This window comes from Dactylosporangium sp. NPDC006015 (assembly GCF_040614215.1).
GTDB classification, from domain to species: Bacteria; Actinomycetota; Actinomycetes; order Mycobacteriales; family Micromonosporaceae; genus Dactylosporangium; species Dactylosporangium maewongense.
The window spans coordinates 134,220-149,376 of record NZ_JBEXUD010000014.1 but is presented as its reverse complement, the minus strand read 5'-3'; the positions used below and the strand labels follow the sequence as shown (position 1 = coordinate 149,376).

The window sequence follows — 15,157 nt, the reverse complement described above, 5'->3', positions numbered from 1 at the left end:
ATGGCTGTATCCGTCTTTTCAGTACCTTTGTCTCCGCACCTGAGCAGCGTCAGGGGTGTACATCCGAAACGCCTCAGAAGCGCGATCGGGTGCACCACCAAACAACCGGCCCTTCAGTGGAGCCCATGCCTGCTGCTGCTCTTGAAACTCATCCTGCATTCGCTGCTCTATCGGATTCTCCGCATATCTATGCCGCCAGGTAAAGGATCCGTACCAACCGCCGCGGACAAACTGACCTTTCAACTTTGCCCGAATCCTCGAATCCGTGGCAAGCAATGCCAGCAGAACCTCCAGTCGATCGAACTCCTCAATGTATTCATCTTCGTCGGCTAGCGAAGCGGCGAAGTGTGACCGTAGTAAGACACTAAGATGGTCGGAAATGGGCGTGTAGCGCTTCCCGCGCCGCCTTTGAATAAGTTTATTGACAAATTCGTCGTCGACATTAATGGTCTCGTCATCTTCGAAAGCCAAAATGTTGGCGGCCAGTTCTGACTCCGAGAATGAATCCATCGGACTGATGAAGTTTACAACTGGAAACGACCCAGTTTCGTTACGACGCTTTGGGTCTACTGCAACCGCACGCAGAGCACCGAAATTCTGGCGAATCGAAGCTGCAAGGCTCGCACCGTAGGTCAGGACCACGAGCGGATAGGACTGCAGGTGAATGAGGGCGGTCTTACCGGTTCGCCTTCGATCAGCATTTGCGATTCCCTGCATAACTCTTGCCCACAGAGGTTCATGCTCTTCACGGCCCCAGGTGCACCCTGCAATTAACAGTTCTAGAAGCGGCGTGACTGCCGCCTCATACTGACGTGCCTGACTGACCAGGTAGCGTGCGCCCTCTATGCCGGACGTTAAGGATGGCGAATCCACCGGAAACTCATCACCAACAAGACGTTGGCGCACTTCCCCTAGGACCCCAACCACGAGATCCTCTAACTCAATTTGCCTATTAGGTTCGAGGAGCACAGACTTCAAGTGCGCAACGTTCGAGACGGGCGCGGTAGCTTTTGGTGGTGTGGGCACATGTAGATTAACCATCGGTGATCGGTTTTTGAGGATTTCAAGTGCTGCCGCAACTAGCCGCGGTGATCCCGTGTCCCAGAGTTCGTCAAATAGATCGACCCTCTGGAGGTCCTTGAGTGACCGACCGGCTCCCAAGTCATAATCGGGTACCACGCAATCGGAAAAGCGTACCGGAATTAACCACTGCTTGCCGGGCAGCCTGGATCGCATCTGTTCGGCGGCAAGCACCAATTCTAGATTCTGGTATGAAGTCTCCTTGGCGTTGGAGTTGTCGGAAATGCACGCCAAGAAGATCAGGCTGTTCTCGTTGATCGCCCGTTTAATTTCTAGGCGCCAATCTTGGCCCGGCCAGAGGTCTTCAGTGTCACGCCATACCCGGATGCCCGCGGCCTGCAAAATCCGCTGAAGCCTGTCGACGTGAGCGACGTCTTCACGGACGTATGAGATGAACGCATGGCCTTCGGTACGGGGATCCATCCGATGCACTCCTACGTTGTTCAGACCTAAGGCGCATGGTACGGCGGCGATTCTGCCATGCCGACGACCGCTCGATTGCCGCGACACGCCGCAACCGTGAGACTGGGGTGGCGTTCATGCAAGGCTGCAAGTAGCCAACTTATACACACAGGTAGTTAGAATCGAACAAATCAGGTCGAATCCGGCAAGGGCTTTCGACTTCGGCGCCTGACGGGAGTCCGAAGTCTAGCAAGTTGCCCAAAACATGACATACCCGCCGAGCGCCAATGCCATATGATTTAACGGCAATGCCATATATCAGAAGGAGCTGCAATGCCGAATGCGGCGACAAGTGAATTCAGCGCGGAGCGCATCAAGCATTTGGAGTTTATCCAAGCAGTCGTTTCGCGCCTTGGGACGAGCTCCTTCCTGGTGAAAGGCTGGGCACTCACGATCAGTGCTGCCTTTTTCGCAGTTACGGCCAGCAAACTGAACTGGGGTGTCTCTACAGCAGCGCTTGTTCCCATCCTAGCGTTCTGGTACCTTGACGCATTCTTCCTGCGTCAAGAGCGAGCGTTTCGGTGCTTGTATGACGAGGTTCGTCGGCCTGACAGTGCACTTGAGATGTTCTCTATGAACGTCGGCCATTTTCTACGCTCAAACTCGTGGCGCTCCGTGGCGCTCTCGTCAACTATGTGCGCCTTCTACCTTCCCCTTGTCGCAATAGACCTGGCCTTTATCGGTGCTGGGGTCGCAACGGATCTATCCTGACTCGATTGCCTGCCGTATCGCTTCCGCAACGTCGTCCCCGGTGTCGTCGGTCCGTTGACTACTTGGCGGCCAGATGTTCCCGAAATGGTCACTATGCCAACGCGGGACCAAATGCACATGAATATGAAAGATCGTCTGAGTGGCCGCAGCTCCATTGGAATTGATAATATTGAGGCCATCGGGTCTTAGGGCTGTTCGAATGGCTCGCGACACCTTGAGTGTAGTGTCAAGCAGTGGCGATGCCTGATCGCGCGATAGGGACCAGATGTCTGGGATGTGTACCCGCGGTATGACTAGAGTGTGACCCGGGCTGGCGGGATTTAATGGAAAGAATGCCAGGCTGTCCTCGTCCTCAAACACAATCCGAGCCGGGGCACTGCGGGCCACAATTTCACAGAACTCGCAAGCCGGGTCAGTGGTCATTTCGGACCACTTTCCAACGATTCATTGACGTGACGTAGCCGCTCGCCAATAGAGAGTATCGCACGTAGCGCAAGTCGCCGTTCCACACATCAGCGGCCAGCTTGTGGGCGCTTCCGCACAAGACCGGGCTCGGTCGGCTATTCACCATTGACGTACCTTGCCCTGTTCTGACCACGACTCCAAATTGAAAGCAAGGTTCCGGTATGTCTGCGCTGAGTCAATCCGGCCATACCAATCTCTAGCAGTGGGGTCGAAGAGGGGAATGCCTGGTCCCACGTTCGCCCGCTCGAACGGGTTCGCACCCTCGCTGTCAACTTGACCGAAGGACGAGATGCCGTTAACTCGTATGCCCAGAAGTGGTTTTTTGTCTCTCCAGGCCTTTTCGATCTCGTAGATTACCCATGGCCGGGTGGCAGTGTCTCGGCCGATGAGCACGATGACCGCCTTTTTGTAAGACATTTCGCCATGGATCCATTCCTCAATGGCACGCCCGCCTCTCCGCTTGACCTCCTCCCAGTTTTGGGGATTCAGGATGCGTTGCCCCTCTAGTGCGTTTATATTGCGCACGAGCTGAACGCGGTGCACATCTCGCTCGTAATGAAAGCTGTAGAAGACCGACTTCGGCACCAGCTATCCCTCTCCGCGTAAGGGCTCGTTTCGCCGCTAACGCCACATAAGGTCACAATTGACTGCTATGGATGATGGCCGACTCTCGGCCAACACACTAACGGGCCTGGGATGCCCCATGCCATTCCGGCAGCCCGGACGGTCAGATCGGACGTGTTCAGTCGATGCGAGGAGCGGAGGTTTTCCGGGGACGACATATCAATCGCGTCGAACAACGGAGACGGAAAGCCCGCGTCGATGGTCACCGATCGCGGTCTTCGCCAGTTGCTATAGCTTGATCCGGTGGTGGCGTGTGCCGTCTGATCCATTTTTCCAGATGCTGGGCGTCGTAGGTCCTACCGAGGCGGTGCAGCGTCCGGGCGAGGCCTTTGGCGGACTGTAAGGTTCTCGGGTGGTCGTCGCCGAGGACTCGGCGGAGGCGCGTGTGGGTGTCCCGGCGGAGGGCGAGGGCTTCACTGTGCCGCCCAAGGTAGCTAAGGGTGGAGGCGAGAATGCCGGCCGAGGTCAGGGTGTCGGGGTGGTCGTCGCCGAGGACCCGGCGGAGGCGGGCGTAGGTGTCCTGATTGAGGGCGAGGGCTTCGCCGTGCCGCCCAAGGCGGTCAAGGGTGTTGCCAAGATTGCCGGCCGAGGTCAGGGTGTGGGGGTGGCCGTCGCCGAGGACCCGGCGGAGGCGGGCGTAGGTGTCCTGATGGAGGGCGAGGGCTTCGCCGCGCCGCCCAAGGTGGTTAAGGGTGCCAGCAAGATTGCCAGCTGAGATCAGGGTGTCGGGGTGGTCCTCGCCGAGGACTCGACGACGACGGGCGTACGTGTCCTGATTGAGGGCGAGGGCTTCGCCGTGCCGCCCGAGGTCTCTGAGGGTGCCAGCAAGGTTACCGGCCGAGACCAGGGTGTCGGGATGGTCGTCACCGAGGAGCGCTCGGCGGCGAGCATAGATCTGTCGGTCGAGGCGATAGGCGTCAGCGTATCTGCCAAGGTCGTTGTTTGCGCCCGCGACGTTGGTGGCGGCGAAGAGGGCCTGCGGGTCGTCGAGGCCGAGCCGTTGCACCCAGGTGGCGTGGAGTTGATCGGCGAACTCGCGTCCGGCCTCGATGTCGCCGCGCGAGATCAGGTATGAGCTTGCGTGGCAGGCGAGTTCGCGAAACTGGATGTTGTCGCTGGTGGCCGGGTCCAGGGCCAGGATGTGGGGTAGCAGGGCTGCCCACCGTGGCCAGTGCTCGGGATTCCTGCCGTCGTCGAGGTCGGCGGTGGAGGCCACGATCTCCTCCGCCGCCGCGCGGAGGTGCTCTCGGTCGGTGGGGGCGATGATGTCGCGGATGATGGCTTGGGTTAGCCGGTGCAGTTGCAGCGTGCCCTCGCCGATCCTCGCCAGCCCATAACCGCCAATCGATCGGATGATGCGGGCCAGCGCCAGCACCGACGCGGCGGCGCCGGCCAACGGCTGGCGGAGGGTGGCGGGTGGGGCGTCGGTGAACAGGTCGGTCGGGATCGGTTCGGGGCCGAGGAACGCGCACAGCTGCAGCAGCTGAGCGGCGGCTGAGTCCTTTTCGGTGAGGCGTTGCATGGCGGTGCGGACCACCGCGGCCAACGGCACCGGATAGCCGACGGGAGTGCCATCGGAGAGAATCTCGACGGTCTGCTTGTCCAGCAGATCAAGGTAGTCAGACACAGTCAGGCCGGTGTCAGCCAGGGTCTGCGCCGCCTGGGCGATCGCAAGCGGCAGGTCGCCCAAGCGGTCGGCCAGCCAATCGGCGCGGTCCTCGGCAAGGGCCGGCACGCTGGCACGCAACAACGCCGTCGACTCAGCGCGGGTGAACTCCGGCAGCGGCACCGGACGGGCGGCCTGATCCCAGCCCGGGTTGCGGGACGTGATCAAGACATGTCCGGCGCCCTGCGGCAACCAGGGCAGCAGATCGGCGCGGTTCTCAGCGTTGTCAAAGATCAGCAGCCAGCCAGTCTCCACACGCAGACGCTGCAGCACCAACGCCACAGGATTGGGGGTCGGGGCTTCGCCGGAGACCCAGGCCGCCTCCGTGCCCAGCGCGGTGAACTGCTCACCGATCAGGGCCGCCTGCTCGGCGTTGATCCACCACACCAGCTCATAGCTGCCAGCAAAGCGGTGCGCATACTCGATCGCCAACGTCGTCTTGCCGATCCCGCCGAACCCGTGCAGCGCCTGCACCACAGCTGTGCTCCCACGACACAACTGCTGGCGCAACTCCACTAGGTGGGCGGCCCGGCCGGTGAAGGCCGTGTTGCGGCGGGGTACGTTCCACACCGTCGGCAGCACCCCGGGCAGCCGCGGCGCGGCATCCCGCGGCGGCTTGCGCTTACCGGTGCCGGGAAACTCCGGACGCCCACTTGCGTCACGTGGCCCACGCACAGCGTCCAGCAGCACCGTCTTCGACTGCTCCTCGTTCAAGCCGAACACGTCACGGTAGACCAGCGGCGCCAGCACCGACGGCGGGATCACCTCGGCCACCCGGATCGGCACCAGCCGACGCTGCCCCGTCCCGTCGGGCCGCTGTCCCATGACCGAAGTCCATTCGTCGGTGGTGAACCGGTCGCGTTCGAAGTACGTCGGCGACCACAACGCAAGCACTCGATCGGCCCGGTCGAGCGCGTCGCTCATCCGCAGTACCACGTTGTCCCCAGCGGCCCAGTCCCATACATCCAACTCGACCGTGTACCCGCCCGCCCGCAGATGCCACACCATCCATTCAGCCCACGCACGGTCCGGCCCCGCATATGAGACGAACAGATCCAAGCCATCCGAACGCTTTCTCTTCCCGCCCACCCGGACAGCATCGCGCACACATACCCAGCACGACATCAGCCAAATGCCTCATCGCAGTTCGGTGCCATCCTGGGGCTGCTCCCTACACAGCTGGGTCGTGCGGCGTCTCGACTTGTGATCGATGGGCTGAGAAGGCAACTGCGGCAGACGCAGGGGTCCGTGTGCCCGCGCCGTCCGCCGATGGCCCGAAGTGACAGAGTGAGTGGCAACAGCCCTGCACGCAGGCGGACCGTTGCGTAATCCAGTGGACTGTTTGAGCAGCTCAGCTGGTCTGGCAGTCCTGATCAGATGCAGCCGATCATGCGTTCACACCGAAGAGGTCGTAACTGGCGCGGCGACCATACTGCGCAGGTGACGCAGAGGTGTTGGTGCTCTCAGCCCCAAGCTCTCTCAGGTCTGGTGAGGGTTCGATGAGTGCCCAACTGAGTGCCGATTGCCGCGCACGCGGCCGGACGCTGGCGGACGCCGACAGTCACTCGCGTCAGGCCGATCGCCTGTCCATGCAGGCAGGGCGGACTCAGGGAAGCCTTGACACGGAAGAGGTCACTGGTTCAAACCCAGTATCGCCCACCAGCAAAAAGGCCCGTTCTCGGAGATCGAGAACGGGCCTTTTGGTATGCAGGGGTCTAACAGGGGGTCTACGGCGCGGCAGCGGCCCGGAGGCGCCGCGACGCCATCACCGTCATCGGTCTTTCAATCGACGAGCGATGCGTTGAACGATCTTGCCCACGGCGAGGGCGACCAATGCGGCTGCCGGAGCTTTCTGCCAGTCGGGGTATCCAGGCAGCCAGAGGGGTGACGTCACGTCCAGCGCGAGATAGACGCCGAATCCGGCGACGAACCCGGCGTTACGGGAAGGCGGCGAGCTGTCAGCCTTCATCATTTGGTTCTAGTATCTCGCCACCGCTGTGGTTGTCCAGGGGCTTACGTGCTGCGGCCGTCCCACCAGGCAAGCCGAACATTTGGTTCATGACCTCGGCGCCATTCAGCAGCACCGGGCGGAGCTGGTGGCGGTAGACCGCCTCCGTGACCCTCGTCCCCGCGTGCCCGACGAGGTCGGCGATCTGCTCCAGGGTCATCCCGTGTGCGGACGCGATCGACACAAAGCTGTGCCGTAGCTCGCGCGGTGTCCAGTCGTCGGCCGCCAGCCCGGCCGCCTTCACCACCCGGCGGAAGGATCGCCGGACGTTCGCGGCGTCGAGCGCCGTACCGACGGCCGACACGAACACCAGGCCGGTCTCGTGCCATGAGTCGCCAGCCCGCCGCCGCGCCTTGTCCTGCTCCTGGCCGTGCAGGTCAAGCGCGTAGACGCAGAGTGCCGGCAGGGCGAGCGTGCGCCGTGACTTCGGGGTCTTGGTGTCCCCGCCCACCCGGTCGGACCGCCAGACCGACACCGACGGCGGGACCGGCGGCGTGTCGTCCGGCCGTCCCTTGAGGTCGAGCAGCTCCCAGCGCAGCGCCCGCACCTCTTCGATACGCAACCCGGTGAGCAGGGACAGCACCACGTAGGCATACAGCGGCGTGTCCCTGGCCGCTTCCAACAGCGCGGTGCCCTGCTCCATTGAGGCACGAGAACAGGCTGCCCAGAGTCGCCGTGCTCAGGACCTTCGCCGGTCGGCGAGCCACCGGTCGACGTCCGTGGCGGTCAGGTCCTTGAGCTTCCGGGCGCCGAGGTACGGCACCAGATGAGGGCGGCACAGGTAGGAGTTCGTACGTGAGCCAGTCCTCCACCGCGTCGGCGACGGTGAGGCGAGCGGCGTCGACCGTCAGACCGGCCTCGTATGCCTCCACTGCCTTCTTCAGCCGCTCCTTGGCCTCGGTCTTGGTCTTGCCGACCCCGCGCCGCCTGATCCGGCGGCCGGTCGCGGGCGAGTAGCCGACGTCCGCCTCGGCGATCCACCGTTGCCGCGCCTCGTCCCAGTACAGTGCTCCCTCGCCGCGCTCGCGGCGCTTGCCCGCCATCAGGCGGCCTCGTCTTCGAGCAGGGAGACGTACTCGGCGATCGCCGATGCCGGGATAAGGCGGGTACGGCCTTGCTGCCCGGTGCGCAGGCGCCCGGCGCGGATCTGTGCGTACAGGACGCTGCGGCTCATGCTGAGCATCTCCATCGCTTCGGGGACGCGGTAGCGTCACTGCTGTTCACGGCAGCGCCGGGGACTTCGGGGACACCGGGGACGCTTCCTGCGAGGGTGTCCCCGGCCGCACGGGGAAGTCGGTACCGGCCGCCTGCATCGGCAGCGACCTGTCCGTCGGCGAGCATGCGTTGCAGGGTCTTCTTGACCAGCTCGTTGTCGAGGCCGGTGCCTTCGGCGATGACCTTGGGTCGGCTGCCAGGGTTGCCGCGCAGCCAGCGCAGGAGCTTGGCGCGGGTCTCGCCGACGGCGTGATCGGTGGCCGGGCCGTCGAGATCCTTCACCAGATCGGCCAGCCACGAGGGGGCGAACACCGTCCGGGGCGAGCCGTCCTTCGGCGGGCAGCGGACGAGCTCGCCGGTGTCCAACTCGTACAGCTGCCGGCGCTGCACCGAGCGTGATCCGGACGCGGAGGCGATCGACGGCGTGCGTTCCGGCGGCGCGGCTCAGATGAGAGGCAGGGATCGGCTACCGTCTACACGAAATTCGAGAGGTGTGTCGACCTCCAAGGGGGCATGGTGTCCGCACATCATCGCGTTGTTGCATGCACAATCGTCGTAGTTGGCCTGGCGGCGGCGTGGTATTTGCAGGACACGGCCACCACAAGCGGCCCGGGGGACGTCGCAGCGCGTCCCTCCGCTGCCGCCATCGTCCAAGTTCCGCCGGCGAGCCGTCAGGCCGCGCCGGCGCTGACCGGGCAACTCCTCGACACCAGCGCCTTCCGCCTCGCCGAATGGCGTGGTTCCGTCGTGGTCGTCAACTTCTGGGCGTCCTGGTGTGCGCCCTGCGGTGACGAAGCACCGGACCTGCAGGCCGTCGCCGATGCCACGGCTGGCCTCAGCGTGCGCATGCTCGGCGTGAACATCAACGATGACCGCGACGCGGCCAGGAAGTTTGTCGACGCCTACCAATTGACCTACCCGAGCCTGTTCGATCCGGCCGGTGAGATTCCGCTGATCTTTCCCGCGATCTCGCCCCGCACGCTCCCGAACACCGTCGTCCTTGACCGGGCCGGCAACGTGGCAGCCGTCGCTCGCCGCAAAGTCACCCGCACCGAACTCGAGGCCGCTGTTCGAGCCCTCGCCGCGGAGTCGGTGGCAACCGGGTGACTGGCAGCCAAACGCTCCGCGCTCAGGGCACTGGCTCCCACTGTGACCCAGGGCCACCTGTGAGCCGGCGGCTGCGGTGATCAAAAAGCGGATCCGGTCGTGGTGGTGACCGGATCCGCTGTTCGATCAAGCGGGGGTGCTGTCCTCAGGACGTCCGGGAGCGGCGGAGGGCCAGGACGGCGACGACCAGGCCGGCCAGGCCGGCGACGAGGCCTGCGATGCCCAGGCCGATGGCCGTACCGTCGCCGCTGCCGCCGCCATCGTCCTTCGCGGCGACCGAAGCGGCAGGTGCCGCGGAGGCCCCGGATGCCGTGGCGTCGGTCTTCTTGGTGAGCTTGAGGACGGGGGCGGGGTGCTCGGCCTCGGCGCCGGCGGCGGGCTCGTCGATCCAGCGGACGATCTCGCCGGTGGAGTAGGTCTGGAGGGCCTTGAAGACGATCTGGTCGGTGGTCGGCAGGGGGCCGAGGGAGACGTCGAACTCCTGGAACTGGTGGGGCTTGATCTCCGCGCCGGCTGACGCGGTCCAGGTGATTTTGGAGACGGCGTCGGTGAGTTCGCCGTCGTCGGTCTTGATCGGTGTGGCGAGCTTGCTGGTCTCGGCGACGGCGGTCCAGCCCTGGAGCGGTTTGAGCGACACCGACGCGATCGGCTTGTCGGTGGGCAGCGCGATCTCGAGTTTGGTGGTGGAGGCGTCGTCGCGCTCGTTGGGCACCCGGAACGTCACCTTGGTGTAGCCGCCCTGCGTGGCGGTGTTGGGGTTGACGGTGACGTGAGCGGAGGCGGCGGCGGGGAAGGCGAGTGCAGCGGCGGCGGCCGCGGCGACGGCGACACCCGCGCGGACCACGTGGGTCAGGCGCATGATGCGGGCTGTCCTCTCGGGCAGGAACGACAAGGTCAACCGGGTAGTCGCCCCGGACCGCCGGAAAGTTCCCCGCGGTTCTACGCTAAGTCCGCCGGGTCGGCATACGCCGTGCCGAGCGCCGTGACGGCGAACAGGCCGATCGCCAGGACGTGCACCGCCGTGCACCACAGGCAGATCGCGTCGAGGGTGAAGAGCTCCGCGTAGACGAGCCAGACGACGAACAGCACGCCGACGCCGGTACAGGCGAGGCGGGCGAGCCGCACGTCCCGTCGGGGTGTCCGCCACAGCGCCGACAGGGCGAGCATGGCGACGAAGTACAGCAGACCCAGCACCGCCACGGGGATGCCGAACACCGCGGACTGCTCGCTGGTGGTGACCTTCAGGCAGTTGAGCGCTCCCGTGTCCGGGCAGGCGAGGGTCGTCGACGACGTGAAGTGCTCATACGTCAGGTACGCGGACACGCCCAGGCCGAGCACGGACAGCACCAGCGAAACGGGCGGCACCCACCGCTGCACCAGCTGGTCGGTGGTGGTCTCGGTCATGCTCAGACCTTTCCCTGGAAGGCGGTCACGGCCTGGGAGGTGCAGACGTTCGCCGGTTTGCCGCCGGTCACCTTGCACAGCACGGCGGTGATCGCGTTGGCGTTGCCGTTGACCGCCTTCGCGATCTCGCTGCCGGGGTCGGACAGCGCCTTGGTCACCTGCTCGGCGGTCATGCCGGCGAGCAGGTCCGGGCTGAACGTCGCGCCGGAGGTGATCGCCTGGTTGGCGTAGTCGACGAACGGGATCGATCCGGCGGACTTCGCGTCCACGTAGGGCGGGGCGTTGAACTTCTGCACCAGCTGCGCCTGCTGGGGGGTCAGCTGGTCCAGCGGCGTGTACGAGCCGCCCTTGCGGGTCCTGCCGCTGGTCTCGACGCCCTGGAAGGTGAGCACGTCGCTGGTGTACGTGCTGCCGTGGAACGACACCGTCGGCGTGTCGGGGTACACGTCGTCGGACGCCGAAGCGGTGATCGTCAGGCCGCTGAACGTCCCGAACCGGGACAGCGCGACGACCACCGGCCAGCGCTGCGCGGCGCAGAACGGGCAGTACTCGGCGCCGACATACAGCACCAGGGGCTTGCCGCCCTCGGTGAGCACCGGCTGGCCGGTGACCGCCTTCGGCAGGATCTCGGCGGATCCGACGCCGACCTGGTCGAGGACCGCGGGCGGCACGGACGTCAACTGCGCGACGATCGCGGCGGCCGCCTCGCCGGTGGGGAAGGCCGGTGTGGGCTTGGTCTCGGGCCCTCCGGCGCCGCCGAGCTTGGCCACGATCATGACCGCGAACACGACCAGGACGGCGGCGATCGCGGCCGTCGCCTTGCGCATCCTGCCCCGCCTGGCGGTCGCCCGCTCCTGGATCAGTCGCATCCGTCGCGCGTATTCGCGCGAGTCCCGCTGGCGCTTCGACACGCGCAACCCCCACTCGTCTGTCTATTAGTCGTATCGGACCCGCCCGTTGGTTCCCTCCGTGGCTGAATTTAGGCAGACGCGCGTCCGTCGCACTGGGTCGAAGGTCTCGCCACGCCGGGTACAGCGGCAGATCTTGCGCGGGCCGGTGCGGCGGTGCAATGTGGCTTGTCGGCACCTGGACACGGACGCGAGGGGCTAAACGACCATGCAGCGACGACATCTTCTGACAGCGGCGGCGAGCGGTGCGGTCGCCGGCGCCGCGGGCCTGGCCGGCACCGCGGCGGCCGGCGAGAGCGGGGGCCCAGCGTTGAAGCCCGGCAAGACCCGGCTGATCAGCCTGTCGCACGTCAACGACCCGGCGACGACCAACATCTACCCCGGCGATCCGGCGTTCGAGCTGGAGACCATCGCCACCATCGAGAACGAGGGCTACTACCTGCAGTACGTCCGCGAGGGCGAGGCGACGGGCACGCACTGGGGCGCACCCGGGCACTTCAACGCCGGCGAGCCCCTGGCGGACGACCTCGACCCCAACGACCTGTTCCTGCCCGCGGTCAAGATCGACGTGCGGGACAAGTGCGCCCGCAACGCCGACTACGCGCTGACGGTCGACGACGTGAAGCAGTGGGAGCGCCGGCACGGCCGCATCCCCGACGAGTCGATGATCATCATGTGGACCGGCTGGGAGTACAAGTGGGGGACCGACGCGTTCCCGAACCTCGACGCCGACGGGGTCCTGCACCAGCCGGGCTTCGCACCCGAGACGGTCCAGTGGTTCATCGACACCGGCCGGATCGGGCGCAACGGCGGCACCGGCATCGACACGTTCGGCCCCGACCTGGGCACTGACCCCGACTTCAGGGCGTCGCTGCTGGTGTACCGGCGGCACCGCATCAGCCTGGAGATCCTGGCCAACCTGGCCAAGTTCCCGGCGACCGGCGGGTCGATCCTGTGCGGCGGCTTCATCAACGCGAAGGGCTCCGGGTCGACCGCGCTCATCTACGGCGTCCTTCCTCACTAAAGTCGCGCCTCCGGGTGCCGATGCGGTGCGTGTGGAAGGCATCACCGGCATCGCCACCCGGATGGCAGAGATCCGCTCGCAGCTCGCCGCCCTGACCCCGCCTCCTGCTGTACAGGCCGCGCCGGAGTCGTCCTTCGCCTCCGCGTTGTCGGCGGCGACGTCGTTGCAGGACCGCTACGAGAACGGCCGCATCCCCGTCACGGCGCTCGCCGAGGTCGGCTCGACCGGGCACCGCCTCGCCGCCCCGGCCGCGGCCGCGCTCGAGAGCCTCCTGCGCGCGGCGCAGCGCGACGGCGTGAAGATCGGGATCACCGACTCGTACCGCAGCTATGACGAGCAGGTCGACCTCGCCCGCCGCAAGGGCCTCTACTCCCAGGGCGGCCTGGCGGCGAAGCCCGGCACCAGCGACCACGGCTGGGGCCTCGCCGTCGACCTGGACCTCGACGCCAAGGCGCAGGCCTGGATGCGGGCCAACGGCGGCCGTTTCGGCTTCACCGAGAACACGCCCCGCGAGCCGTGGCACTGGAAGTTCACCGCCTGAAGTTGTCGTACCCGGCGGTTACTCTGCCGGGCATGGTGTTGTCGTTGCTGCTCACCGCGCATCTCGGCCTGGCCGCCATGTGGTGCGGCTCGATGGGCTACAGCCTGCTGGTCGTCCAGCCGAAGCTGGCCCGCGCCGGGCTCGGCGACGACCAGCTGGAGGAGCTGCTGACGCTGCTCGCCCAGGGCAACCGCTGGAAGGTCGTCCCGATCGTCGCCGCCCTGCTGGCCACGGCCGCCGTCATCCTCACACTGACGGGCAGTGCCGTCTTCATCGCGGTGTTGCTCTTGTACTGCGCTGCCGCCGCCGTGTTCGCCGACGTGTCCTGGCGGCACTGGCCGACCCGGGTGTTCGCGCTGCCCGCCGAGCGTTCCGGCCTGCGCCGCGCCCTCCGCTTACGCGCCTGGACGATGCTGGTCCTGGTCGGCGCGGCCTTCACCACCGCGCTGTGGACGTCGGCGTGGGTCTGGACGGGTGCGTCCTGACTCCGGTCGGCTGTGTGTTCCCGATCGTCGTTCTGGTGGGCGGTGCTGTGGGCAACGGCCTGGGCCGCCCGCTGTTAGTGTTCGCGGGGCGACCAGCGTCGATGCATTTGGCCGCCCGGCCTGACAGGAGGACCTGATGTATCCGGCACCCGCCGCCCGCCCGAGTTTCGGCTGGAAGCTCCTGCAGAGCTGGTGGGTCCTCATCTCGATCCTGGGGTTCGGCTGCTTCAGCGGCGCGGGCCTGGTCCTCGTCGGCCTGCGCGCCCGGAAGCCGGCGTGGTGGGGCTGCGGCGTCGGGTACCTCCTCATCGGCACCGCCATGGTCGTGCTGTCCGAGAAGGCCACGGTGCCGGACGATCCTTCCAGCGGCGGTGGCTTCGCGGCGCTCTGGCTCGTGCTGTGGGTGGTGTGCGTCGTGCACTCGTTCGTGCTCAACGTGTACTGGCTCCGCTGGCTGGAGCAGCGCCGCGCCGTGGCGGCGTTCGGCTCCCCCGCTGCCTTCGGCTCCCCAGCCGCCTTCGGGTCGCCCGCGGCGTTCGGGTCTCCGGCCGCCTTCGGTTCGCCTGCGGCGTTCGGTTCGCCGGTGGGTCCGGCGTCCGCGGTGCCGTATTCCGTGCCGCCGGCCGGTTTCCCTGCCCAGGCGACCCCGCCCGCCGGGTTCAATCCGTACGCGACGCCGGCGGCCGGTTTCCCCGCGCAGGCGACGCCGCCCGCCGGCTTCGGTCCGCAGGCCACGCCGTCGGCCGGCTTTCCGGCCCAGTCCGGCGGGTTCACGTCGCAGCAGTTCACGGTCGACCCGATCCCGTCGACCTCCACCACCCCGTGGCCCGCCCCGACACCCTGGACGCCGACCGCCGCGTCTGTCGACGTCAACACCGCCGACGCCACGCTGCTCGCCACCCTCGACGACTTCGACGCCGCCCGCGTCGCGTACGTCCTCTCCGAACGCCACCGCCGCGGCGGCTTCACCAGCCTCTCCGAGTTCGCCACGACCGCCCAGCTGTCCCCGCACCAGTTCGACCGCATCCAGCACCGCCTGACCCTCACACCCCCTCGCCGGTACTGATCCGGCGTGTGCCGGCTCCATCGCACAGCGTGACGCGACTGGATTCGGCGTTGCGCGGGAGGGAGAATGGTGGGGCAGCGCCAATCGGGGGAGGCGGCGCATGTTCGCTCTGCCATTGTCTGAGACGTGTCGATCTGATGTGGTGGCCGGCCAGCACGCCCGTCGCCGCGAGGAACGCCGGCGGGCCAGGGCCGAGTTCGCTGAGGCGCGCACGCACGGACTCGCAGCCCGACACGCCGTGAAGCTGGCCCGCCTCCGCCCGCCACCGTCCAACAGGCCACACACCGCAGCCCGGTTCGCAGCCCAGCCCGCTGACCGGCCTGCTGCAGTGGCTCCGCCCACTGCCCGGCCCACTGCTGCGGTTTCGCGCGCTGCCCGGCCTGCTGACTGG

Annotated in this window: 15 protein-coding genes and 2 pseudogenes; 6 read left to right on the top strand and 11 right to left on the bottom strand. The window is 66.2% G+C overall.

The features are described 5' to 3' along the window. Positions 1-18: 18 nt before the first annotated feature. Positions 19-1,503, bottom strand: coding sequence for a toll/interleukin-1 receptor domain-containing protein (locus ABZ321_RS25725; protein WP_354895426.1), 1,485 nt, complete (start codon positions 1,501-1,503; stop codon positions 19-21). Positions 1,504-1,815: 312 nt separating this feature from the next. On the opposite strand from ABZ321_RS25725, the gene ABZ321_RS25720 reads away from it, so the two are divergent. Beyond that, positions 1,816-2,253 (top strand): hypothetical protein, encoded by a 438-nt coding sequence (locus ABZ321_RS25720; RefSeq protein WP_354895423.1) that lies wholly within the window; start codon positions 1,816-1,818, stop codon positions 2,251-2,253. On the opposite strand, the gene ABZ321_RS25715 is transcribed toward ABZ321_RS25720, so the two are convergent. The 7 genes and pseudogenes from ABZ321_RS25715 to ABZ321_RS25685 all read right to left on the bottom strand — a co-directional run. Next, on the bottom strand, positions 2,245-2,676 hold the full coding sequence (locus ABZ321_RS25715) for an HIT domain-containing protein (protein ID WP_354895420.1): 432 nt from the start codon (positions 2,674-2,676) through the stop codon (positions 2,245-2,247). The genes ABZ321_RS25720 and ABZ321_RS25715 overlap by 9 nt on opposite strands. A 141-nt stretch (positions 2,677-2,817) precedes the next feature. Then, on the bottom strand, positions 2,818-3,303 hold the full coding sequence (locus ABZ321_RS25710) for a TIR domain-containing protein (protein ID WP_354895417.1): 486 nt from the start codon (positions 3,301-3,303) through the stop codon (positions 2,818-2,820). A 241-nt stretch (positions 3,304-3,544) separates the two neighbouring features. After that, on the bottom strand, positions 3,545-6,067 hold the full coding sequence (fxsT, locus tag ABZ321_RS25705) for an FxSxx-COOH system tetratricopeptide repeat protein (protein ID WP_354895414.1): 2,523 nt from the start codon (positions 6,065-6,067) through the stop codon (positions 3,545-3,547). Between the two features lie 712 nt (positions 6,068-6,779). After that, the gene (locus tag ABZ321_RS25700) at positions 6,780-6,980 is read right to left on the bottom strand and encodes a hypothetical protein (RefSeq protein ID WP_344503280.1); all 201 of its coding nucleotides are present in this window, start codon (positions 6,978-6,980) and stop codon (positions 6,780-6,782) included. 70 nt (positions 6,981-7,050) lie between these two features. Further along, a pseudogene (locus ABZ321_RS25695) lies at positions 7,051-8,059 on the bottom strand (site-specific integrase); the annotation flags it as partial. Next, positions 8,059-8,205 (bottom strand): helix-turn-helix domain-containing protein, encoded by a 147-nt coding sequence (locus tag ABZ321_RS25690; RefSeq protein WP_354895411.1) that lies wholly within the window; start codon positions 8,203-8,205, stop codon positions 8,059-8,061. The pseudogene ABZ321_RS25695 and the gene ABZ321_RS25690, both read right to left, overlap by 1 nt. Continuing rightward, positions 8,187-8,510 (bottom strand): annotated as a pseudogene (locus ABZ321_RS25685) (hypothetical protein); the annotation flags it as partial. The gene ABZ321_RS25690 and the pseudogene ABZ321_RS25685, both read right to left, overlap by 19 nt. 237 nt (positions 8,511-8,747) lie before the next feature. On the opposite strand from ABZ321_RS25685, the gene ABZ321_RS25680 reads away from it, so the two are divergent. After that, complete coding sequence (locus ABZ321_RS25680; protein WP_354895409.1) at positions 8,748-9,338, top strand: TlpA disulfide reductase family protein; 591 nt, start codon at positions 8,748-8,750, stop codon at positions 9,336-9,338. 145 nt (positions 9,339-9,483) lie between these two features. On the opposite strand, the gene ABZ321_RS25675 is transcribed toward ABZ321_RS25680, so the two are convergent. The 3 genes from ABZ321_RS25675 to ABZ321_RS25665 form a co-directional block, all read right to left on the bottom strand. Further along, positions 9,484-10,197 carry a YcnI family protein gene (locus tag ABZ321_RS25675; RefSeq protein ID WP_354895406.1) on the bottom strand — a complete coding sequence of 238 codons (714 nt, stop codon included), beginning with the start codon at positions 10,195-10,197 and terminating at the stop codon, positions 9,484-9,486. A gap of 80 nt (positions 10,198-10,277) precedes the next feature. Continuing rightward, the gene (locus ABZ321_RS25670; RefSeq protein ID WP_344503283.1) at positions 10,278-10,742 is read right to left on the bottom strand and encodes a vitamin K epoxide reductase family protein; all 465 of its coding nucleotides are present in this window, start codon (positions 10,740-10,742) and stop codon (positions 10,278-10,280) included. 2 nt (positions 10,743-10,744) lie between these two features. Further along, positions 10,745-11,611 (bottom strand): DUF929 family protein, encoded by an 867-nt coding sequence (locus ABZ321_RS25665; protein ID WP_354895403.1) that lies wholly within the window; start codon positions 11,609-11,611, stop codon positions 10,745-10,747. Between the two features lie 247 nt (positions 11,612-11,858). On the opposite strand from ABZ321_RS25665, the gene ABZ321_RS25660 reads away from it, so the two are divergent. The 4 genes from ABZ321_RS25660 (at position 11,859) to ABZ321_RS25645 (ending at position 14,766) form a co-directional block, all read left to right on the top strand. Continuing rightward, a complete protein-coding gene (locus tag ABZ321_RS25660) occupies positions 11,859-12,674 on the top strand; it encodes a cyclase family protein (RefSeq protein ID WP_354895400.1) in 816 nt (271 codons plus the stop codon). A 25-nt stretch (positions 12,675-12,699) separates the two neighbouring features. Next, a complete protein-coding gene (locus tag ABZ321_RS25655; protein WP_354895397.1) occupies positions 12,700-13,215 on the top strand; it encodes a M15 family metallopeptidase in 516 nt (171 codons plus the stop codon). A 32-nt stretch (positions 13,216-13,247) separates the two neighbouring features. Then, a complete protein-coding gene (locus ABZ321_RS25650) occupies positions 13,248-13,700 on the top strand; it encodes a hypothetical protein (RefSeq protein ID WP_354895394.1) in 453 nt (150 codons plus the stop codon). A 136-nt stretch (positions 13,701-13,836) separates the two neighbouring features. Further along, positions 13,837-14,766: a helix-hairpin-helix domain-containing protein gene (locus tag ABZ321_RS25645; RefSeq protein ID WP_354895391.1), complete on the top strand. Its 930-nt coding sequence runs from the start codon at positions 13,837-13,839 to the stop codon at positions 14,764-14,766. Positions 14,767-15,157 lie beyond the last annotated feature (391 nt).

What these genes read in the sequence shown, in the direction of transcription:
- ABZ321_RS25725 (WP_354895426.1), bottom strand. Translation starts at nt 1,503, where the DNA reads ATGGATCCCCGTACCGAAGGCCATGCGTTCATCTCATACGTCCGTGAA.
- ABZ321_RS25720 (WP_354895423.1), top strand. Translation starts at nt 1,816, where the DNA reads ATGCCGAATGCGGCGACAAGTGAATTCAGCGCGGAGCGCATCAAGCAT.
- ABZ321_RS25715 (WP_354895420.1), bottom strand. Translation starts at nt 2,676, where the DNA reads ATGACCACTGACCCGGCTTGCGAGTTCTGTGAAATTGTGGCCCGCAGT.
- ABZ321_RS25700 (WP_344503280.1), bottom strand. Translation starts at nt 6,980, where the DNA reads ATGATGAAGGCTGACAGCTCGCCGCCTTCCCGTAACGCCGGGTTCGTC.
- ABZ321_RS25690 (WP_354895411.1), bottom strand. Translation starts at nt 8,205, where the DNA reads ATGGAGATGCTCAGCATGAGCCGCAGCGTCCTGTACGCACAGATCCGC.
- ABZ321_RS25675 (WP_354895406.1), bottom strand. Translation starts at nt 10,197, where the DNA reads ATGCGCCTGACCCACGTGGTCCGCGCGGGTGTCGCCGTCGCCGCGGCC.
- ABZ321_RS25670 (WP_344503283.1), bottom strand. Translation starts at nt 10,742, where the DNA reads ATGACCGAGACCACCACCGACCAGCTGGTGCAGCGGTGGGTGCCGCCC.
- ABZ321_RS25665 (WP_354895403.1), bottom strand. Translation starts at nt 11,611, where the DNA reads ATGCGACTGATCCAGGAGCGGGCGACCGCCAGGCGGGGCAGGATGCGC.
- ABZ321_RS25660 (WP_354895400.1), top strand. Translation starts at nt 11,859, where the DNA reads ATGCAGCGACGACATCTTCTGACAGCGGCGGCGAGCGGTGCGGTCGCC.
- ABZ321_RS25650 (WP_354895394.1), top strand. Translation starts at nt 13,248, where the DNA reads ATGGTGTTGTCGTTGCTGCTCACCGCGCATCTCGGCCTGGCCGCCATG.
- ABZ321_RS25645 (WP_354895391.1), top strand. Translation starts at nt 13,837, where the DNA reads ATGTATCCGGCACCCGCCGCCCGCCCGAGTTTCGGCTGGAAGCTCCTG.